The sequence below is a fragment of the Pseudomonas sp. PDM03 genome (genome assembly GCF_014852385.1).
Taxonomy (GTDB): Bacteria; Pseudomonadota; Gammaproteobacteria; order Pseudomonadales; family Pseudomonadaceae; genus Aquipseudomonas; species Aquipseudomonas migulae.
Genome location: NZ_JACVBM010000018.1, coordinates 47,909 through 64,202, shown reverse-complemented (window position 1 = coordinate 64,202; position 16,294 = coordinate 47,909). Strand labels below are relative to the sequence as shown.

The following is a 16,294-nucleotide window of genomic DNA, read 5'->3' as shown; positions in this document are numbered from 1 at the left end:
GCACAGCGCAGGACCTGTAGGAAAAATCAACGGGAAAGGCAGGAATCCGGTGGGCGCGCGTGACGGCAATGCCACAACGCCCAGAAGGCGAGTTCGGAAGGAAGTGCGACTGGACAATCGTCCATAAAGAAGACCGCAGTAGACAGATGAGCAGCAGCGTCACATGGCTGGTTAAGTCGTTAAATCGGGATTTGAAGAACTTTGGTTGTGGGTTGGCTAAACAATCCATAAGCCCGCTCCCACAGGAGTCTGTGTTGCAGCAGTGGTATTTGATTTTTAAATAATGCGACGGACTTTCTGATTTGCGGCTTCCAGGCCTCTCGCGCCTAATCGGGCCCTGTCATTCAAGGTCCAATCGATGGAAAACGTCCGCGCCACTTCTCGCCCTGCCTTCTGGTTGATGGTCAGCATCATGCTCGTCGCCCTGAACCTGCGCCCGTCCATGGCCGCGGTCGGCCCTTTGCTCTCGGCGATTCGCGGCGACATCCCGCTGAGTTTCAGCCTGGCGTCGCTGCTGACCATGCTGCCGGTGATGGCCATGGGATTGGCGATGTTCTTCGGCCTCAGCGTCAGCCAATGGCTTGGCGAACAGCGCACGGTGGTGGTGTCGTTGCTGATCATCGGCCTGGCGACGGTGTCGCGCCTGTTCCTCGACTCCGCGGCCGAACTGATCCTCAGCGCCGTTCTGGCAGGTGTCGGTATCGCGCTGATTCAGGCGTTGATGCCGGCGCTGATCAAGTCGCGTTTCAGCGACAACGTTTCCGTGTGCATGGGCCTCTACGTCACATCGATCATGGGTGGCGCCGCCCTCGCCGCGTCCTTCGCGCCGCTGGTGATGATGCGCACCGGCAGTTGGCGGGGAGGCCTGGCGATCTGGTCGATCCTGGCATTGGTGGCGCTACTCTTCTGGCTCGGCCAACGTGCGGTGATGCCCGCTCAAGCACAACGAAACAGGTCGTTCTTCGCCAATTCCCGTGCCTGGTTACTCGCCATCTTCTTTGGTCTGGGCACAGCGTCCTACACCTGTGTGCTTGCCTGGCTGGCGCCGTACTACGTGGAAAAAGGCTGGAGCGAACAAAACGCCGGTTTGTTGTTAGGTTTCCTCACGGCCATGGAAGTACTGTCCGGCCTGGTGACGCCTGCGATCGCCAACCGCAGCCGTGACCGTCGCCTGGTGCTGGTGGTGTTGCTGGCGCTGATCATGGCCGGTTTCTGTGGGCTGATAGTGAGCCCGCAACACCTGAGTCTGTTGTGGCCGTGCCTGCTGGGGCTGGGCATCGGCGGACTGTTCCCGATGAGCCTGATCGTGTCGCTGGATCATCTGGACAACCCGCAACGTGCGGGCGGGCTGACGGCTTTCGTCCAAGGCATCGGCTACCTGATCGCCGGCCTCTCGCCGCTGATTGCCGGGATCATCCGCGATCAACTCGGCAGTTTCGAATGGGCCTGGTGGTCGCTCACCGGCGTCATGGCGCTGATGATGTTGATGGTCCTGCGCTTCAACCCGCGGCACTACGCCCGCCACATTCACTGACCCGGAAGCGCCCTCATGAAATACACCGGTTTCGCCGCCGCCCACGTCGGCATGCTGCTCTGGGCACTGTTGATCGCTGCTTCATTTTCCGCAGCGGCGCAGGTCAGTCAGGCCATTGATCCGGTCCTGCTGACCGGCTTGCGCCTGCTGTTTTGCGCCCTGGTGTTTTTGCCGCTGTTGCTGATCAAGGGCGACACCGCCATGAACCGACGCGGGCTATTCGGCCATGCCGTCCTCGGCCTGCTGCTGGCGGTTTATTTTGGCTCGCTGTTCGAAGCGTTGCGTTACACCAGCCCAGTCAACACCGGCACGATGTTCACGCTGGTGCCATTGCTGACCCTGCTTTTCGAAGCCGTATTGATGCCGGACAGCAGCCTGAAACAACGGGTATTGCCGATGTTGATTGCGGCCGCCGGGGCCGTGATGCTGGTGCTGAAAGGCGCGGGGCCGGGGGAGTTGCCGTCGTTCTATGCGGTGTCGGTGTACGGGTTCGGTTGCCTGGCGATGGCGCTCTATTCGCCCCTGAGTCAGCGGCTGAAAACCAGCAGCCTCAAGGGTCGTGGCCCGGTGGGCATGACCTTCTGGAACATGCTGTTCGGTGCGTTGTTCCTGCTGGTGTTCTGTGGGGTCAGTGGAGGCTGGCGATCGGCATCGTTGCTGACCCTGAACGATTTTTACTGGCTGATTTACCTGGCGCTGTTCGCCACCCTGGCGACCTTCTGGTTGCTGCACCGGGCCATCGGTGTCATCGCCCCCTCCTCGGTCATTTCGTACATTTACCTGAGCACGTTGTTCATTACGCTGTTCCATTGGTTCTGGTGGCGTCAATCTCCGCTGCCGCTGGAAATCGTCGGTGCGGTACTCGTAGGCGTCGGCATGCTGGCGTTATTGATGTCCAGTCGTCGCACTGCGCATTTGGCACTGCCTCACAACTAAAAGGGAAACTTCCCACAAGGCATTCTCCTGGGACCATCGTTCCGCTAGGATCATTCGCACGAGTTTGCGCTCAGTCAGCGCAAGGATCACAGCGAGATGGAATGGATGCTGAACAGTAACTTGCTTAGAAAACTCGACATGCAGGACCTCATGGTGTTTATCGCCGTGTATGAACAAAGCAGCGTCACCGGAGTGTCCGAAACACTCTGCGTCAGTCAGTCAACCGTCAGTTACTGCCTGAAAAAGCTACGCAGCGGATTCGAAGACGAATTGTTCATCAACACCCGCGCGGGGATGCGCCCTACTTACAAAGCCAGCATCATGTACACCCACGTGCTGAAAATCTTCGAAAGCATCAACCTCTGTCACGCTGGGGCACAGGCGTTCGACCCTACTCTGCAACCGGTCACCTTCAACATCTGCGCACCGGAATACTTCGAGCAGTTAATCCTGCCACGTCTACTGAAAAGCTTTGATCTCGCCGACTTACCGGTGATGGTCAACATGCACAAATTCGAAACCGACATCCCGGCCGAAGAACTTCGCGGCGGCAGTCTCGACCTGGTGATTTGCTTCGGCCCGAATTTTCATCGCAGTTACACCGACTTCAAATCCCGCATGCTGCTTGAGGACGATCTGGTCTGCGTCTTCGATAAACGCGCCACGCCGCTGGAACCGCGTTTAAGTCTGCAAGCCTTCACCGAACGCCGGCACGTGTTTCCTACACCCTGGACGTCGACCACCAACATGGTCGACGGCTGGCTGGCGCAGCAAGCGCAAAAACGGCAAATCGTCGCACGCTCCAACAGCTACAGCGCAGCGCTGAAATTGATCACAGGCACCGACTTCATCGTTACCCTGCCCAGACGCATCCAGCACTTACTGGCCAGCGAGGCGATTTTCAATCACTGCGAAGCGCCCAACGGCTTGCCGGGTTTCACCCTCGACATGCAATGGAGTCAAGGCGCCGATCAGGACAGCGCCAATACCTGGCTGCGTGAACAAGTGGTCAAGGCCTGCACTGAACAGGCCACTGCCTGAGACTCAGTTGTTGATGGCGACTTTGCTGTAGGACTCCCGATCGATGTCGAGGATTTCAACAGCCAACTGCACTTCAACCCCCGCCGGCCATTCACACAAGTCGTGCACCACCGCCAGCAGGCTTTCGGATAACTGCTTTTTGATCTGCGGCGAGCGGCCACTCAACAACGCCAGTTTCACGTGCACAAATGCCCGCTCAGCCAATGCAGTACCGACCTTGAAGGTTTCGACCTTCACGGCTCGGCTTTTAATGTCGTATTCGGCAGCAAACTGACCGGAAGCCACCAGCGTATTGTTGAGCCGGATCAACGCCACGTCGGCGTTCAATTCAGGCAGGTTGGCGGTGTATTCCATGTGCAGGTGGGGCATGACGTGGCTCCTGAAAGTAGGCGGAAAGGTCGTACATATAACACAGAGTGGTCCTGCTCACCGGGACGGCGGCGAAGCTAAGCGCTCACTCATGAACGCCTCCAGTCGCGAGCGCAACCAGCGCTCGGCGGGGTCGGTATCGACATGGCTGAGCCAGACCATCGACAGGTCAAGCGTCGGTGTCTTGAACGGAAAAGGCTCCATGAACAACTGTCCGGATGCCGCCATCGCCTCGGCAGTGTAATCCGGCAGGCTGGCGATCAGATCGGTTCCGGCGAGCAAGGCTGGCAACGAACTGTATTGCGGCACGGATAACACTACGTGGCGTGTACGCCCGATCTCCGCCAGCCACTCGTCAGCGTAACCACTGATGTTGGCGGTGTGAGACACCAGCACGTGCGGGCGCGAGCAATATTCATCGAGGGTCAGCGGCGTGTCGGACGCATCGGCGCGCAGGATCCTGGGCTGGATGTGCCGCAACAATTTGCGCTTGGCATTGGCCGGCAGCCCCCGGGTCTGGCTGATACCCACCGTGATGTCGCCGGATGCCAGCAAATCGGGAATTCGCCAGTAATCGACATGCTGCACCACAAACACCACCTTCGGTGCTTCCTGACGCAAGGCACGCAGCAACGGCGGCAACAGGCCGAACTCGACATCGTCCGACAGCCCGATACGAAAGGTCATGGTGCTGACGGTCGGGTCGAAATCATGGGTCAGGCTTAGCGCCACCGACAACGAGTCCAGCGCCGGCGACAAATACTGAATCAGCTCCTCGGCCCGGGCGGTCGGTTCCATTCGATGGCCAACCCGAATGAACAGCGGGTCGTTGAACATCGTGCGCAGGCGGTTGAGCGCCGAACTGATGGTTGGCTGCCCGAGAAACAACTTCTCCGCCACACGGGTAACGTTGCGTTCGAGCATCAAGGTTTCGAATACCACCATCAGGTTGATATCCGCCTTGCGTAGTTCGTTGCGATTCATCCACTGCCCCCAATCCCCAAATCTGCTGACAGTTTAGGTAGCTGTCGCAACGGGCGTCTATGCGACTCAAGCAGTTTGCATTTGATCGGGCTGCAAGGCTGCTTGAAACGAAGCTGCCCTGATTGAGCAGCTTCACCACTTGAAGCCTAGATTTCCTTCACCGGAGTCTGATCCTGAGTGCCCTTGATCAGGCTGATGGCGTGCACGCAATCCGCCTTGTTGACGTAAGCCTCCCCGCTGGCAATCGTTTCATTATTCCCCGCCCGTAAACGCCACCGCCATTGACCTTTGCCGGTGTGCGGGGTGACACGGGTTTGCCTGTAAATCTCAAAGTACATTGATCGCTCCTTGCGATTGCTGATAACGGCAGGTCAGTGACCTGCGAAACCAGAGTAGATGAGGATTTTGGGCGGTGAGGTTTTGCAATGTCAGGGGATATTTCGGGGAAGAAGCCTTGGTTCACGGGGCAACCAATGGATAGGGCGCAGGTTAAATAGACTGACTCGGGGGAGTCACTTTTCTCAAGAAGGGGTTTATCTTTCTTACGCCGATTGGCTGCTGGATCCTACACAAACACATCAAATGGAGTTGTACATGCAACGGGGCATCATTTTTTCTCTAATCCTTCTGACCACAGCGCTAAGTGCATGTACGTCGAAGAGTCCAGCCACTGACCAATCCCTCGTCGGCTCATGGCAAGGAATGCGCGAAGAAAGCGGGAAATGTCAGTTCCTGTCGTGGAATACCCATTTCGAACCCAATGGTCGCTTCTCGATTACGTTCTTCAAAGATGCGCAACAAACCAGACCCATTCAAACCGAGCGCGGGTCATGGTCTGCGGCCAATGGCAAGAATGAGCTTAAAACAGACGGCGTTCGTACTCCGGAAATCTATAACTACAAAATGCTGGACGGAAACACTGTTCACTACGAGAACACCGTCAAAGATCCTACTGCCGACTGCCAAGAGGACTACGAGTTCACGGAGCATCGGGTTCGGGGCTAGACTTTGAGCCTTTCACTTCCCCGAAAACGAAAAAGCCCCGTAGCTGAATAAGCTACGGGGCTGAATGAGATGGCCAGTCGGACCAAGAAGTCCTGCAGGTTTACGCCTGCAGGGCTTTTTTGTTTAACGCAAAGGCAGACTCCGGCATCGTCTGACAGCCCCTTCCTGATTTGTCCAAGCCCCTGGCGACATCAGGCTTGGCCCCTAAGCTCTGCGACGTGCGGGGCGAAAAGGCCCTGACCATCGACAATCATGCGAACTCAAAAGGAGCCTCTGCAATGGCTAGAGATAAAGCAAAAGACGACAAACACTTCAACTGTACCCAAGCCCATGAAGCCGACTACGTCGCAGGCCTTTACCCTCATGCGAAGGAAGAGGTCAAAACATTACTGGCATCCGCCTGCAAGGACAAAACCTTGCACAACTCCACACACAGGGATGTCTACGAGCTGATCAAGAGGAAACTGGGTTACTCACAGCCGTAAGATTGGCGGGCTAATACGAGCTTGACGCACGTCTCCAGATAATCCGTGACGGCCTCTCATGCCTGGGTAACGCATTACTTGACTGCCATGAGCAAGGCAGTTGTGGATGATGTACACAAGGTGTTGACGAGGTGGCCACCGCTGAATACCGACGCCTAGTACTTACTTCTAGACGCCCCCCCCAAAAACGCACTAAAAAATCTACAGAAACGAAAAAGCCCCGTAGCTTATTCAGCTACGGGGCTTTTTCTATGTAATGGCGGAGAGATAGGGATTCGAACCCTAGGTACCGGTGAAGGTACAACGGATTTCGAATCCGTCCCATTCGGCCACTCTGGCATCTCTCCAACGGCGCGCATCATAACAACACTTTTGCCGGAAGCGAACCCCCAAAGCGAAATTTTTTCCGTGCTATCAGATGCTTGCGTCGATTAAAGCGGTACGCCCAGACGATTGGCGACTTCTTCGTAGGCTTCGATGACGTCACCGAGGCCCTGACGGAAGCGGTCCTTGTCCATTTTCTTGCCGGTGGCCTTGTCCCACAGACGGCAGCCGTCCGGGCTGAACTCGTCGCCCAGGACGATGGAGCCGTCGGAGAACACGCCGAATTCAAGTTTGAAGTCGACCAGCAGCAGGCCGGCGTCGTCGAACAGTTTGCTCAGGACTTCGTTGACCTTGAGCGACAGTTCTTTCATGCGAACCAGTTGCTCGGCGGTGCCCCAACCGAACGCCACGACGTGGGATTCGTTGATGAACGGGTCGCCCTTGGCGTCGTCCTTCAGGAACAGTTCGAAGGTGTAAGGGTTGAGCTTCATGCCCTCTTCGACGCCCAGGCGCTTGACCAGGCTGCCGGCGGCGTAGTTACGCACAACGCACTCGACCGGGATCATGTCGAGTTTTTTCACCAGGCATTCGTTGTCGCCCAGCAGTTTGTCGAATTGAGTCGGCACGCCGGCTGCTTCGAGTTTCTGCATGATGAAGGCGTTGAACTTGTTGTTCACCATGCCTTTGCGGTCGAGCTGCTCGATGCGCTTGCCGTCGAACGCCGAGGTGTCGTTACGAAACAGCAGGATCAAGCGGTCAGCGTCGTCGGTCTTGAAAACCGATTTGGCTTTGCCGCGGTAGAGTTCTTCACGTTTTTCCATGATGGGCTCCGCTTGCTAAGTAGGTGGGCTAGGCGATGTGTCGCCAGTCGAGCCCTGAATCTTGATCGGCCAGTTGCAGCCAGTCCGGGTCGCACCCGAGGGTGTCGACAAAACATTGCCGGGCCAGCTGCGGCAGGTTGTTCTTGCTGCTCAGATGGGCCAGGACCAGGTGTTGCAGGCCTTGCCAGCCCAACTCGGACACCAGGAATGCCGCCTGGTGGTTGTTCAAATGTCCCAGTTCACCACCCACCCGCTGCTTGAGAAAGTACGGGTAGTGACCGCGAGCCAGCATGTCACGGCAATGGTTGGCCTCGATCATCAACGCATCGAGGTCACGATAGCCGTCCAGCACCTTGTTGCAGTACGAGCCCAGGTCAGTCAACAGGCCGAAGCGCCGCTCACCGTCACTGAACACATATTGCGTCGGCTCCTGTGCATCGTGGGCCACGGCAATGACGCCGATGCTCAGTGCGCCGATCTGCAGTTGCTCGCCGCCAGCCAGAAGGCCAGCCGGTTCAATCGGTTTGCGCATCCCGCGCAGGGTGCCGCGACTAAGGTAGACAGGCAGATTGTAGCGCCGAGACAGCAAACCCACGCCATGCACGTGGTCGGCATGTTCGTGGGTCACGAGTATCGCGCTCAACTGCGCCGGGTTCACACCCAGGCGCAGCAAGCGTTTTTCGGTTTCCCGCAAGGAAAAACCACAATCCACCAGCACATACGTATCAGCGCTGGCTATCAGCGTGCCGTTCCCTTGGCTACCGCTGCCGAGAACGGCAAAACGCATGTGATCAGCCCAGGTTGTCCTGAATCACGCTCAACACTTTGCGCGCCACGTCAGCCGGCGCCACGGTGTTGATGTTTTTCTCGACGGTGACCTGAACGGTATCGCCTACCTTGCTCAGGCGAACCTGATAACGCTCGGCACGGGCTTCAACTTCTTCCTTGTCCGGCTTGCTGCCAAACAAACCGCTGAGGAAACCAGGCTTCTCGTCTTTCTTCTCGGCTTTTTCGGCCAGGTTGATGTAGTACAGGCCCAGGCTGCGGTTGATGTCTTCAACGCGCCATTCGCCCTGCTCCAGCGCACGACCGACGCTCGACCAGGCACGATCCAGGTCGGTGCCGACGTTCAGAACCGGGTTGCCGCTGCCGTCTTCGCTCAGGCTGACACGGCTTGGCGCATCAAAATCACGCGAGGCCAGCATGGAGACCGAACCGCCCTTCTCCGACGTGCGGCTCATGCTTGCCAGCATGTCGTCGACCAGCGCCGCGTCCAGGCCAGTGTTGACCGAACGGTTGGTGAAGGCCACATCGGCGGTGCTGCCGGCAGGACGCTCGGCGCTGACCACATAGACTTCACTGGTGTTGCGCTGCACGCCTGGCTCGATACGGACCCGCACGCGGGTTTCGCTGTCGGCGCCGACACCGGCTGCGCTCAGGCGCTTGGCCATCGCTGCGGACAGTTCGTCGGAATGCTGCCAGGTGGTGGTGAATTCGCCGGTTTGCGGGCGCTGTTCATCCAGACGGAAACCGTTGTCCTGGAAGAACTGCACAGCCACTGGCCAGACTTCGGCTGGCGGGTTTTGGGCCAGGATCGATCTCGAATCACCGCTCTTCTGCAGCGAGTAGGCACTGGCATCGGCAGCAGCGGACAGCGGCTGAGGACGCGGCACGATGTATTCGCCCTTGACGGTGTCATCGGCCACGTTGCGCGGGATCGGCAGCAGCGGATCCAGACGCTTGGCAGTGCTGACGTCCGTTGGCAATTGCATAGGTGCAGTCTGTTGCGCTTCCAGGTAATCGCTACCACGGTCACGGAAATAACCTTCCGGGCCCCAGACCCATCCACAGCCACTGGTGCTGGAGATAATCAAGGCAAGTGCGGAAAGTCCGGCCAATCGCTTCATGCGTAGTGCTTCCTCAATTAAACCAGTACGCCGGACTGGCGCATGGCCTGCCGCAGCGGTTCGTGACAGGCAGCGCTGAGCCAGGTGAGCGGCAGACGGATACCGTCCGGCATCAAGCCCATTTCATGCAGCGCCCATTTCACGGGGATAGGGTTGGATTCGATAAACAGGGTTTTATTGAGCGGCATCAGCTTTTCGTGAATCGCGCGGGCCGTGACGGCATCGCCTTTCAGAGCAGCGTTGCACAGGTCGGCCATGTCGCGCGGGGCAACGTTGGCGGTCACCGAAATGTTGCCTTTGCCGCCGAGCAGGATCAGCTCGACCGCTGTCGCGTCGTCGCCGGAAAGCACCACGAAGTCTTCGCTCACGCCGTCGATGATCGCTTTGGCACGGGCCAGGTCGCCGGTGGCTTCCTTGATACCGATGATGTTTTTCACGGTCGACAGGCGGATCACGGTTTCGGTCAGCATGTCACACGCCGTACGGCCCGGTACGTTGTACAGGATTTGCGGAATGTCGACGGCTTCGGCGATGGCCTTGAAGTGCTGGTACAAGCCTTCCTGGGTCGGCTTGTTGTAGTACGGCGTCACCAGCAGGCAAGCATCGGCGCCGGCGGTCTTTGCATTGGTGGTCAGCTCGATGGCTTCGCGGGTCGAGTTGGCGCCGGTACCGGCGATCACCGGAATGCGCCCTGCAACCTGCTTGACCACGTAACGAATCACTTCGATGTGTTCGTTCACGTCTAGCGTGGCCGATTCACCTGTCGTGCCGACCGCCACGATGGCGTGGGTGCCGTTTTGCAGGTGAAAGTCCACCAGTTTGCTCAGGCTGTCCCAGTCGAGACGACCCTGTGCATCCATGGGTGTGACCAGTGCCACCATACTGCCCGCAATCATGCAACCGCTCCTGCCGGAAAAAGAGAGCCGTAATGGTACTGGCGCCAAGATGCTTGTACAAGCGAAGTACTGCGCTGCTGCCATTCCCCTTGGCGCTGCTTTTCGCTACCCTTCAGACTTTGATCGGTACTGACAAGCTCGTACGCCGGGTTTCAGCCTCCATTTTCGGCATCACAAGCCCCGATCCAGCGTTGCCACCCTTCGCTCTTGCCTTAATGGAGCACGTTGCAACCTTCCGGCTCGGGTTTTCTGAATTCGCATCCGCAGGCTCGCCCCCGGCAATAAAAGCCCGTAGAAGTATCGACCGCTCATCGCTTTAGGAATGCTGCATGTCCACCCCCACAGTTCGCGAACAATTCCTTGTCATCAGTGCCCTCGGCGCCAACCCCATGGAGCTGACTAACGTCCTGTGCCGCGCCAGCCATGAAAACCGCTGCGCCGTGGTCACCTCTCGCCTGACCCGTCATGGCGAGTGCAGTGCGTTGATCCTCGAGATCTCCGGTAGCTGGGACGCCCTGGCGCGCCTGGAAGGCAGCCTGCCGAGCCTCGCCAAGAAGCACGCCTTCACGGTCAACGTGGTGCGCAGCGCGGCGCTGGAGAACCGTCCCCAGGCCCTGCCATACGTTGCCTATGTCAGCTCGGCTTACCGCTCGGACATCATCAACGAGCTGTGCCAGTTCTTCATGGACCATAACGTCGAGCTGGAAAACCTGACCTGCGACACCTATCAGGCACCGCAAACCGGCGGGACCATGCTCAACGCCACGTTCACCGTGACCTTGCCGGCTGGCGTACAGATCAGCTGGTTGCGCGACCAGTTCCTGGATTTCGCCGACGCGCTGAACCTGGATGCCCTGATCGAACCGTGGCGCCCACAAAACCCAATGTAAGGAAGCTCTCATGGCCGTTGCCATCGACCAACCGGTTGCCGACTTCGAAGCACCCGCCACCAGCGGACAGACCGTCAGCCTCGCGAGCCTTAAAGGCAAGCAAGTGGTGATCTACTTCTATCCGAAGGACAGCACGCCTGGCTGCACGACCCAGGGCCAGGGCTTTCGCGATCAGCTCGATGCCTTTAAAGCGGCTAACACCGAAGTCTTCGGCGTATCCCGCGACAGCCTGAAATCTCACGAGAACTTCAAGGCCAAGCAAGCGTTCACCTTCGAGCTGATCAGCGACAAGGAAGAGGCGCTGTGCCAGCTGTTTGATGTGATCAAGCTGAAGAAGCTTTATGGCAAGGAATACATGGGTGTTGATCGCAGCACGTTTTTGATCGACAAGGACGGCGTGCTGCGTCAGGAATGGCGCGGCGTGAAGGTGCCGGGGCATGTGGATGCTGTTTTGGCTGCTGCTCAGGCATTGAATAAAGCCTGATTGATTGGCGTCCTTTCGGACGCTTTCGCTGGCAAGCCAGCTCCTACAGTTGATCGAGTTGTCCAGACGGACGCGATCCAGTGTAGGAGCTGGCTTGCCAGCGATGAGGCCCTAAACCTCACCGCAGAGTTCGACCGTTAAAGCAGAGGCGCCACCACCGGCTCCTTACGCGGCCAGGCATCCAGCACCGCCTTGAACAGCGTCGCCAGCGGAATCGCAAAAAACACCCCCCAGAACCCCCACAACCCGCCAAACAACAACACCGCGCAGATGATCGCCACCGGATGCAGATTGACCGCTTCCGAGAACAGCAGCGGCACCAGCACATTGCCATCCAGCGTCTGAATAATTCCGTAGACCGCCATCAAATAGATGAACTGATCGCTCCAGCCCCACTGGAACAACGCAATCAGCAGCACCGGCACGGTCACCACCACGGCCCCGACATAGGGCACCACCACCGACACGCCTACCAGCAACGCCAACAGTGCCGCGTAGTTGAGCCCCAGCACGACAAACGCGATGTAGGTCACGCCACCACAGATGAAAATCTCAATGACCTTGCCGCGAATGTAGTTGGCGATCTGCCGGTTCATTTCGTGGGCAACACGGGTGATCAGCGCGCGCTCACGGGGTAGATAACCACGAACCCACTGACCGATCATTTCCCGGTCCTTGAGAAAGAAGAACACCAGGATTGGCACCAGCACCAGGTAAATCATGATGTTGACCAGCAACGGCAGGCTCGACAGCGAGAACGTCAGCGCCCATTGGCCGAATTTGCCGATCTCGCCGCGCGCCGCCTCAATGGCCTGCAACACCTGCTCGTCGGACACCAGGTGCGGATAGCGCTCGGGCAGCAGCAATAACAGTGATTGCCACTTGGCGAGCATGCCGGGCAACTCGTTGAACAAGGTGATCAACTGGTGCCAGAGCAACGGCACCACGACAATAATGAACACCAGCAAAACGCCCATGAACAAGGCAAAGACCGCTCCGACGGCCACCCCGCCCGGCACCCGCAGGCGCTCAAGTGTCACCACCAATCCCTGCATCAGATACGCCAGCACCATCCCGGCGAGCACCGGCGCAAGCATGCCGCCAAGGGTGAGCACGGCGGTAAACGCCAAAAACAGCAGGACCGCCAGCACCACCGCTTCTTCATCGGAGAAATAGCGCTGAATCCAGTCGCGTAACACTTTGAACATCAATAATCCTTAGAAACGAACGCAGCAATTTTCAGGCTTTTTTCAGCCAGTAGCGGTAAACGCCCGCTTCATCTTCTTCACGAAGCAGCGTATGACCGGCCAAACGGGCAAAGGTGCGGAAGTCGCGCTGCGAACCCGCATCGGTGGCGATCACCTTGAGTACCGCGCCGCTGGCCATCTTGTTGAGTTCCATCTTGGCCTTGAGCAGCGGCAACGGACAATTCAGGCCGCTGGCGTCCAGTTCGGCGTCATGGGCTACAGCGTCGGTCATTGCGTTACTCCGGTTCAGGTGGTCGAGCGGCTTAGAATATCTGGTCCGAAGCGTACTGTCCGGCTACAGTAAGGTCTTTGTCGACTAAGGCTTTGTGCATGACTTTTTTGCGCCCTACCCTGCTGACGCTCGCTTGCCTGCTCGCCTCACCGGGCTTCGCCGACGACCTGCCGTCACTCGGTGACGCCAGTTCTGCAATCGTCTCGCCACAACAGGAATATCAGTTGGGCCGCGCCTGGCTGGCGCTGCTGCGCAGTCAGGTTGACCAGCTCAATGACCCGCAGCTCAAGGACTATGTCGAGTCCAGCGTCTACCGGCTGGTTGAGACCAGCCAGGTCAATGACCGGCGTCTGGAGTTCATCCTGATCAACAGCCCGCAGCTCAACGCCTTTGCGGCGCCGGGCGGGATTGTCGGGGTCAACGGTGGCTTGTTCCTTAATGCCCAGACCGAAGGCGAATATGCCTCGGTACTCGCTCACGAACTGGCTCACTTGTCGCAGCGCCACTTTGCCCGTGGCGTCGAAGCGCAACAGCGCATGCAGGTGCCGATGATGGCCGCGCTGCTGGCCGGGATCGTGATTGCCGCTGCCGGTGCCGGTGATGCCGGGATCGCGGCCATTGCGGGCACGCAGGCGGCAGCGATTCAGGAACAACGACGTTTCTCGCGCCAGAACGAGCAAGAGGCCGACCGCATCGGCATCCTCAACCTTGAAAAAGCCGGTTACGACCCACGCTCGATGCCAACCATGTTCGAGCGATTGGCGCGCCAATACCGCTTCGACGCCAAGCCACCGGAGTTCCTGCTGACTCACCCGGTGACCGAATCGCGTATCGCCGACACCCGCAACCGCGCCGAGCAGGCCAAACCCGGTGGCATTGAAGACAGCATGCGTTATCAACTGATCCGTGCGCGAGTCCAGCTGATTTACGAAGAAACCCCAGGCCTGGGCGCCAAGCGCTTCCGCGCACAGCTGGACGAAAACCCGAAAAACGACGTTGCGCGTTATGGCCTGGCGATCGCCCAGATAAAGGGCGGCCAACTGAACGAAGCACGGGAAAATCTCAAGTTGCTGCTGGCCAAGTCGCCAAACGAGATCATCTACAACCTGGCGCAGATCGATCTGGATATCACCAACAATCGCCTGCCGGACGCCCAAACCCGGGTGGACCGGATGCTGACTCAATATCCGGGCAACTATCCACTGAATCAGGTGCGTGTCGATTTGCTGCTCAAGCAAAACCGGGCGCCCGAAGCGGAAAAAGCGCTGGAGAACCTACTCAAAAGCCGTCCCGATGATCCGGATGTCTGGTACATGGTGGCGGAAACCCGTGGCCTTTCAGGCAACATCATCGGCTTGCATCAGGCGCGCGCCGAGTACTTTGCGCTGGTTGGCGACTACCGCCAGGCCATTCAGCAACTGGACTTCGCCAAGCGCAAGGCAGGGACCAACTTCCCGTTGTCATCGCGTATCGACGCCCGCCAACGGGAGCTGATGGAGCAGGAGCGCATGATCAAGGACATGATGGGCTGAGGCTTTTCACCAGGCATAAAAAAACCGCCTCTTTCGAGGCGGTTTTTTATTCAGCCGACAACCGGTTTATTCAGCCAGTTTGAAGGTGATGAAGCTGGCGCGATTCTGACGCAGAACCCGCATCGACACCGAGCGGTTCTTCGGCAGCGCCTTGGCGATATCGGTGAACTCCTTGGCGGAACCAATCGCCTGATTGTTCAGGTGAGTGATGACGTCGCCTGGCTGCAAGCCGATCAGGGATGCAGGACCGTCCTGAACTTCCTTGATCACCACGCCACCTTTGAGGTCGTAGGTTTTCTTCTGTTCGTCGGTCAGCTCGACCACGGAAACACCCAGGCGATTGCTGCTGCGCTCGGTGGCCGATTTCGGCAGGGCATCCAGCTCTTTGCCCTCTTCAGGAATAGCGCCGACGGTCAGCTCGACATTCTGGCGCTTACCTTCACGAATCACTTCAAGGTTTGCCTTGGCGCCAGCCTTCAGCGCACCGACCAGATGCGGCAGATCGGCAGACATGACGATCGGTTGACCGTTCATGCTCAGGATCACGTCACCCACTTGCAGGCCACCCTTGGCAGCCGGACCGTCATCCTGGATCTGCGCCACCAGTGCACCGGCCGGTTTATCAAGACCGAACGACTCGGCCAGATCCTTGCTCACTTCCTGAATCACGACGCCCAACCATCCACGGCTGACCTTGCCGCCGCTTTTCAGCTGGTTGGAAACGTCCATGGCCACATCGATCGGGATTGCGAACGACACGCCCATGAAACCACCGGAACGGGTGTAGATCTGAGAGTTGATCCCCACCACTTCGCCCGCCAGGTTGAACAGCGGACCACCAGAGTTACCCGGGTTGATCGGCACGTCGGTCTGGATGAACGGCACATAGTTTTCGTTCGGCAGACTGCGACCGATGGCACTGACGATGCCTTGGGTCACAGTGTGGTCGAAACCGAATGGCGAGCCGATGGCCACGACCCACTGGCCAGCCTTCAGGTCCTGGGATTTACCCAGTTTCAGGACCGGCAGATCCTTGCCTTCGATTTTCAGCAGCGCCACGTCGGAGCGTGGATCGGTGCCGACCAGTTTGGCTTTCAGCTCACTACGGTCAGCGAGACGGACGAGAATTTCGTCAGCATCGGCGATCACGTGGTTGTTGGTCAGGATGTAGCCGTCAGACGAGATGATGAAACCCGACCCCAACGACTGGGCTTCGCGCTGGCGATCACCGCGCGGCGTACGCGGTTGTGGCGGCATGCCGCGCTCGAAGAACTCGCGCAACATCGGCGGCAAGCCTTCAAGGTCTGGCATCTGCTGGCTCGACACTTTGCGGTCCGGCAGTTTCTGCGTGGTACTGATGTTTACCACCGCGGGCGAGGCCTGCTCGACCAGCTGCGTGAAGTCAGGCAACTCGGCCGCTTGTACAGCGACCGCCTGACCGAGCACCAGCACGGTGGCAAATATGGAGAGGTAAGACTTCAAGCGTGGTATCGACATACGGCTCCCGTTACGACGAGCATGGTTAAGCGATATGGAGCAAGGAACACCGGGAACGATACGCCGGTATTTTTGTTCCGGGAACAACAAACAAGGCCAGAGCCGAGGGG

Annotated in this window: 18 protein-coding genes, 1 tRNA gene and 1 pseudogene; 9 read left to right on the top strand and 11 right to left on the bottom strand. The window is 58.4% G+C overall.

All coding sequences use genetic code 11. The features are described from left to right. The first annotated feature begins 358 nt into the window (after positions 1-358). The 3 genes from IB254_RS22345 (at position 359) to IB254_RS22335 (ending at position 3,511) form a co-directional block, all read left to right on the top strand. On the top strand, positions 359-1,534 hold the full coding sequence (locus IB254_RS22345) for a cyanate transporter (RefSeq protein WP_192419478.1): 1,176 nt from the start codon (positions 359-361) through the stop codon (positions 1,532-1,534). 15 nt (positions 1,535-1,549) lie between these two features. Then, the gene (locus tag IB254_RS22340; RefSeq protein WP_192419477.1) at positions 1,550-2,470 is read left to right on the top strand and encodes a DMT family transporter; all 921 of its coding nucleotides are present in this window, start codon (positions 1,550-1,552) and stop codon (positions 2,468-2,470) included. Positions 2,471-2,575: 105 nt separating this feature from the next. Then, a complete protein-coding gene (locus IB254_RS22335; RefSeq protein ID WP_192419540.1) occupies positions 2,576-3,511 on the top strand; it encodes a LysR family transcriptional regulator in 936 nt (311 codons plus the stop codon). Positions 3,512-3,514: 3 nt separating this feature from the next. On the opposite strand, the gene IB254_RS22330 is transcribed toward IB254_RS22335, so the two are convergent. From IB254_RS22330 to IB254_RS22320, 3 genes are all read right to left on the bottom strand, one after another. After that, a complete protein-coding gene (locus tag IB254_RS22330; RefSeq protein ID WP_192419476.1) occupies positions 3,515-3,880 on the bottom strand; it encodes a 5-carboxymethyl-2-hydroxymuconate Delta-isomerase in 366 nt (121 codons plus the stop codon). A 57-nt stretch (positions 3,881-3,937) separates the two neighbouring features. After that, positions 3,938-4,864 (bottom strand): LysR family transcriptional regulator, encoded by a 927-nt coding sequence (locus tag IB254_RS22325; RefSeq protein ID WP_008034933.1) that lies wholly within the window; start codon positions 4,862-4,864, stop codon positions 3,938-3,940. Between the two features lie 146 nt (positions 4,865-5,010). After that, entirely contained in the window at positions 5,011-5,202 is a 192-nt protein-coding gene (locus IB254_RS22320) for a YegP family protein (RefSeq protein ID WP_192419475.1), read from the bottom strand. A gap of 256 nt (positions 5,203-5,458) precedes the next feature. Here IB254_RS22320 and IB254_RS22315 point away from each other — a divergent pair, with 256 nt between their 5' ends. The 3 genes and pseudogenes from IB254_RS22315 to IB254_RS22305 form a co-directional block, all read left to right on the top strand. Further along, on the top strand, positions 5,459-5,869 hold the full coding sequence (locus IB254_RS22315) for a hypothetical protein (RefSeq protein ID WP_192419473.1): 411 nt from the start codon (positions 5,459-5,461) through the stop codon (positions 5,867-5,869). 278 nt (positions 5,870-6,147) lie between these two features. After that, positions 6,148-6,354 carry a hypothetical protein gene (locus IB254_RS22310; RefSeq protein ID WP_008036137.1) on the top strand — a complete coding sequence of 69 codons (207 nt, stop codon included), beginning with the start codon at positions 6,148-6,150 and terminating at the stop codon, positions 6,352-6,354. Positions 6,355-6,402: 48 nt separating this feature from the next. Continuing rightward, a pseudogene (locus tag IB254_RS22305) lies at positions 6,403-6,513 on the top strand (DUF3077 domain-containing protein); the annotation flags it as partial. 98 nt (positions 6,514-6,611) lie between these two features. On the opposite strand, the gene IB254_RS22300 reads toward IB254_RS22305, so the two are convergent. The 5 genes from IB254_RS22300 to dapA all read right to left on the bottom strand — a co-directional run bounded on the left by IB254_RS22300 (position 6,612) and on the right by dapA (position 10,302). Further along, positions 6,612-6,701, bottom strand: a tRNA-Ser gene (locus IB254_RS22300). Positions 6,702-6,785: 84 nt separating this feature from the next. After that, a complete protein-coding gene (gene purC / locus IB254_RS22295; RefSeq protein ID WP_008034929.1) occupies positions 6,786-7,499 on the bottom strand; it encodes a phosphoribosylaminoimidazolesuccinocarboxamide synthase in 714 nt (237 codons plus the stop codon). 28 nt (positions 7,500-7,527) lie between these two features. Beyond that, positions 7,528-8,286: an MBL fold metallo-hydrolase gene (locus IB254_RS22290; protein WP_008034928.1), complete on the bottom strand. Its 759-nt coding sequence runs from the start codon at positions 8,284-8,286 to the stop codon at positions 7,528-7,530. Positions 8,287-8,290: 4 nt separating this feature from the next. Then, positions 8,291-9,406, bottom strand: a complete 1,116-nt coding sequence (bamC, locus tag IB254_RS22285) for an outer membrane protein assembly factor BamC (RefSeq protein ID WP_008034927.1) — start codon at positions 9,404-9,406, stop codon at positions 8,291-8,293. 17 nt (positions 9,407-9,423) lie between these two features. Beyond that, positions 9,424-10,302 carry a 4-hydroxy-tetrahydrodipicolinate synthase gene (dapA, locus tag IB254_RS22280; protein WP_008034926.1) on the bottom strand — a complete coding sequence of 293 codons (879 nt, stop codon included), beginning with the start codon at positions 10,300-10,302 and terminating at the stop codon, positions 9,424-9,426. Between the two features lie 329 nt (positions 10,303-10,631). On the opposite strand from dapA, the gene IB254_RS22275 reads away from it, so the two are divergent. Next, on the top strand, positions 10,632-11,192 hold the full coding sequence (locus IB254_RS22275) for a glycine cleavage system protein R (protein ID WP_008034925.1): 561 nt from the start codon (positions 10,632-10,634) through the stop codon (positions 11,190-11,192). Positions 11,193-11,202: 10 nt separating this feature from the next. Beyond that, positions 11,203-11,676, top strand: a complete 474-nt coding sequence (locus IB254_RS22270) for a peroxiredoxin (RefSeq protein ID WP_028621874.1) — start codon at positions 11,203-11,205, stop codon at positions 11,674-11,676. Between the two features lie 137 nt (positions 11,677-11,813). Here IB254_RS22270 and IB254_RS22265 read toward each other — a convergent pair whose 3' ends face one another. Both IB254_RS22265 and IB254_RS22260 read right to left on the bottom strand, forming a co-directional pair. Then, on the bottom strand, positions 11,814-12,884 hold the full coding sequence (locus tag IB254_RS22265) for an AI-2E family transporter (RefSeq protein ID WP_008034923.1): 1,071 nt from the start codon (positions 12,882-12,884) through the stop codon (positions 11,814-11,816). A gap of 31 nt (positions 12,885-12,915) precedes the next feature. After that, entirely contained in the window at positions 12,916-13,155 is a 240-nt protein-coding gene (locus IB254_RS22260) for a sulfurtransferase TusA family protein (protein ID WP_008034921.1), read from the bottom strand. A gap of 98 nt (positions 13,156-13,253) precedes the next feature. Between IB254_RS22260 and IB254_RS22255 the strand changes: the two genes are divergently transcribed. Continuing rightward, on the top strand, positions 13,254-14,687 hold the full coding sequence (locus IB254_RS22255; protein WP_008034920.1) for a M48 family metalloprotease: 1,434 nt from the start codon (positions 13,254-13,256) through the stop codon (positions 14,685-14,687). A 66-nt stretch (positions 14,688-14,753) separates the two neighbouring features. Here the strand turns inward: IB254_RS22255 and IB254_RS22250 are convergent, their stop codons facing one another. Then, positions 14,754-16,184: a DegQ family serine endoprotease gene (locus tag IB254_RS22250; RefSeq protein WP_008034918.1), complete on the bottom strand. Its 1,431-nt coding sequence runs from the start codon at positions 16,182-16,184 to the stop codon at positions 14,754-14,756. Positions 16,185-16,294 lie beyond the last annotated feature (110 nt).

Bases quoted from the DNA above. Each gene is read 5' to 3' on its own strand.
- IB254_RS22345 (WP_192419478.1), top strand. From the start codon at position 359: ATGGAAAACGTCCGCGCCACTTCTCGCCCTGCCTTCTGGTTGATGGTC.
- IB254_RS22340 (WP_192419477.1), top strand. From the start codon at position 1,550: ATGAAATACACCGGTTTCGCCGCCGCCCACGTCGGCATGCTGCTCTGG.
- IB254_RS22335 (WP_192419540.1), top strand. From the start codon at position 2,576: ATGCTGAACAGTAACTTGCTTAGAAAACTCGACATGCAGGACCTCATG.
- IB254_RS22330 (WP_192419476.1), bottom strand. From the start codon at position 3,880: ATGCCCCACCTGCACATGGAATACACCGCCAACCTGCCTGAATTGAAC.
- IB254_RS22325 (WP_008034933.1), bottom strand. From the start codon at position 4,864: ATGAATCGCAACGAACTACGCAAGGCGGATATCAACCTGATGGTGGTA.
- IB254_RS22320 (WP_192419475.1), bottom strand. From the start codon at position 5,202: ATGTACTTTGAGATTTACAGGCAAACCCGTGTCACCCCGCACACCGGC.
- IB254_RS22315 (WP_192419473.1), top strand. From the start codon at position 5,459: ATGCAACGGGGCATCATTTTTTCTCTAATCCTTCTGACCACAGCGCTA.
- IB254_RS22310 (WP_008036137.1), top strand. From the start codon at position 6,148: ATGGCTAGAGATAAAGCAAAAGACGACAAACACTTCAACTGTACCCAA.
- purC (WP_008034929.1), bottom strand. From the start codon at position 7,499: ATGGAAAAACGTGAAGAACTCTACCGCGGCAAAGCCAAATCGGTTTTC.
- IB254_RS22290 (WP_008034928.1), bottom strand. From the start codon at position 8,286: ATGCGTTTTGCCGTTCTCGGCAGCGGTAGCCAAGGGAACGGCACGCTG.
- bamC (WP_008034927.1), bottom strand. From the start codon at position 9,406: ATGAAGCGATTGGCCGGACTTTCCGCACTTGCCTTGATTATCTCCAGC.
- dapA (WP_008034926.1), bottom strand. From the start codon at position 10,302: ATGATTGCGGGCAGTATGGTGGCACTGGTCACACCCATGGATGCACAG.
- IB254_RS22275 (WP_008034925.1), top strand. From the start codon at position 10,632: ATGTCCACCCCCACAGTTCGCGAACAATTCCTTGTCATCAGTGCCCTC.
- IB254_RS22270 (WP_028621874.1), top strand. From the start codon at position 11,203: ATGGCCGTTGCCATCGACCAACCGGTTGCCGACTTCGAAGCACCCGCC.
- IB254_RS22265 (WP_008034923.1), bottom strand. From the start codon at position 12,884: ATGTTCAAAGTGTTACGCGACTGGATTCAGCGCTATTTCTCCGATGAA.
- IB254_RS22260 (WP_008034921.1), bottom strand. From the start codon at position 13,155: ATGACCGACGCTGTAGCCCATGACGCCGAACTGGACGCCAGCGGCCTG.
- IB254_RS22255 (WP_008034920.1), top strand. From the start codon at position 13,254: ATGACTTTTTTGCGCCCTACCCTGCTGACGCTCGCTTGCCTGCTCGCC.
- IB254_RS22250 (WP_008034918.1), bottom strand. From the start codon at position 16,184: ATGTCGATACCACGCTTGAAGTCTTACCTCTCCATATTTGCCACCGTG.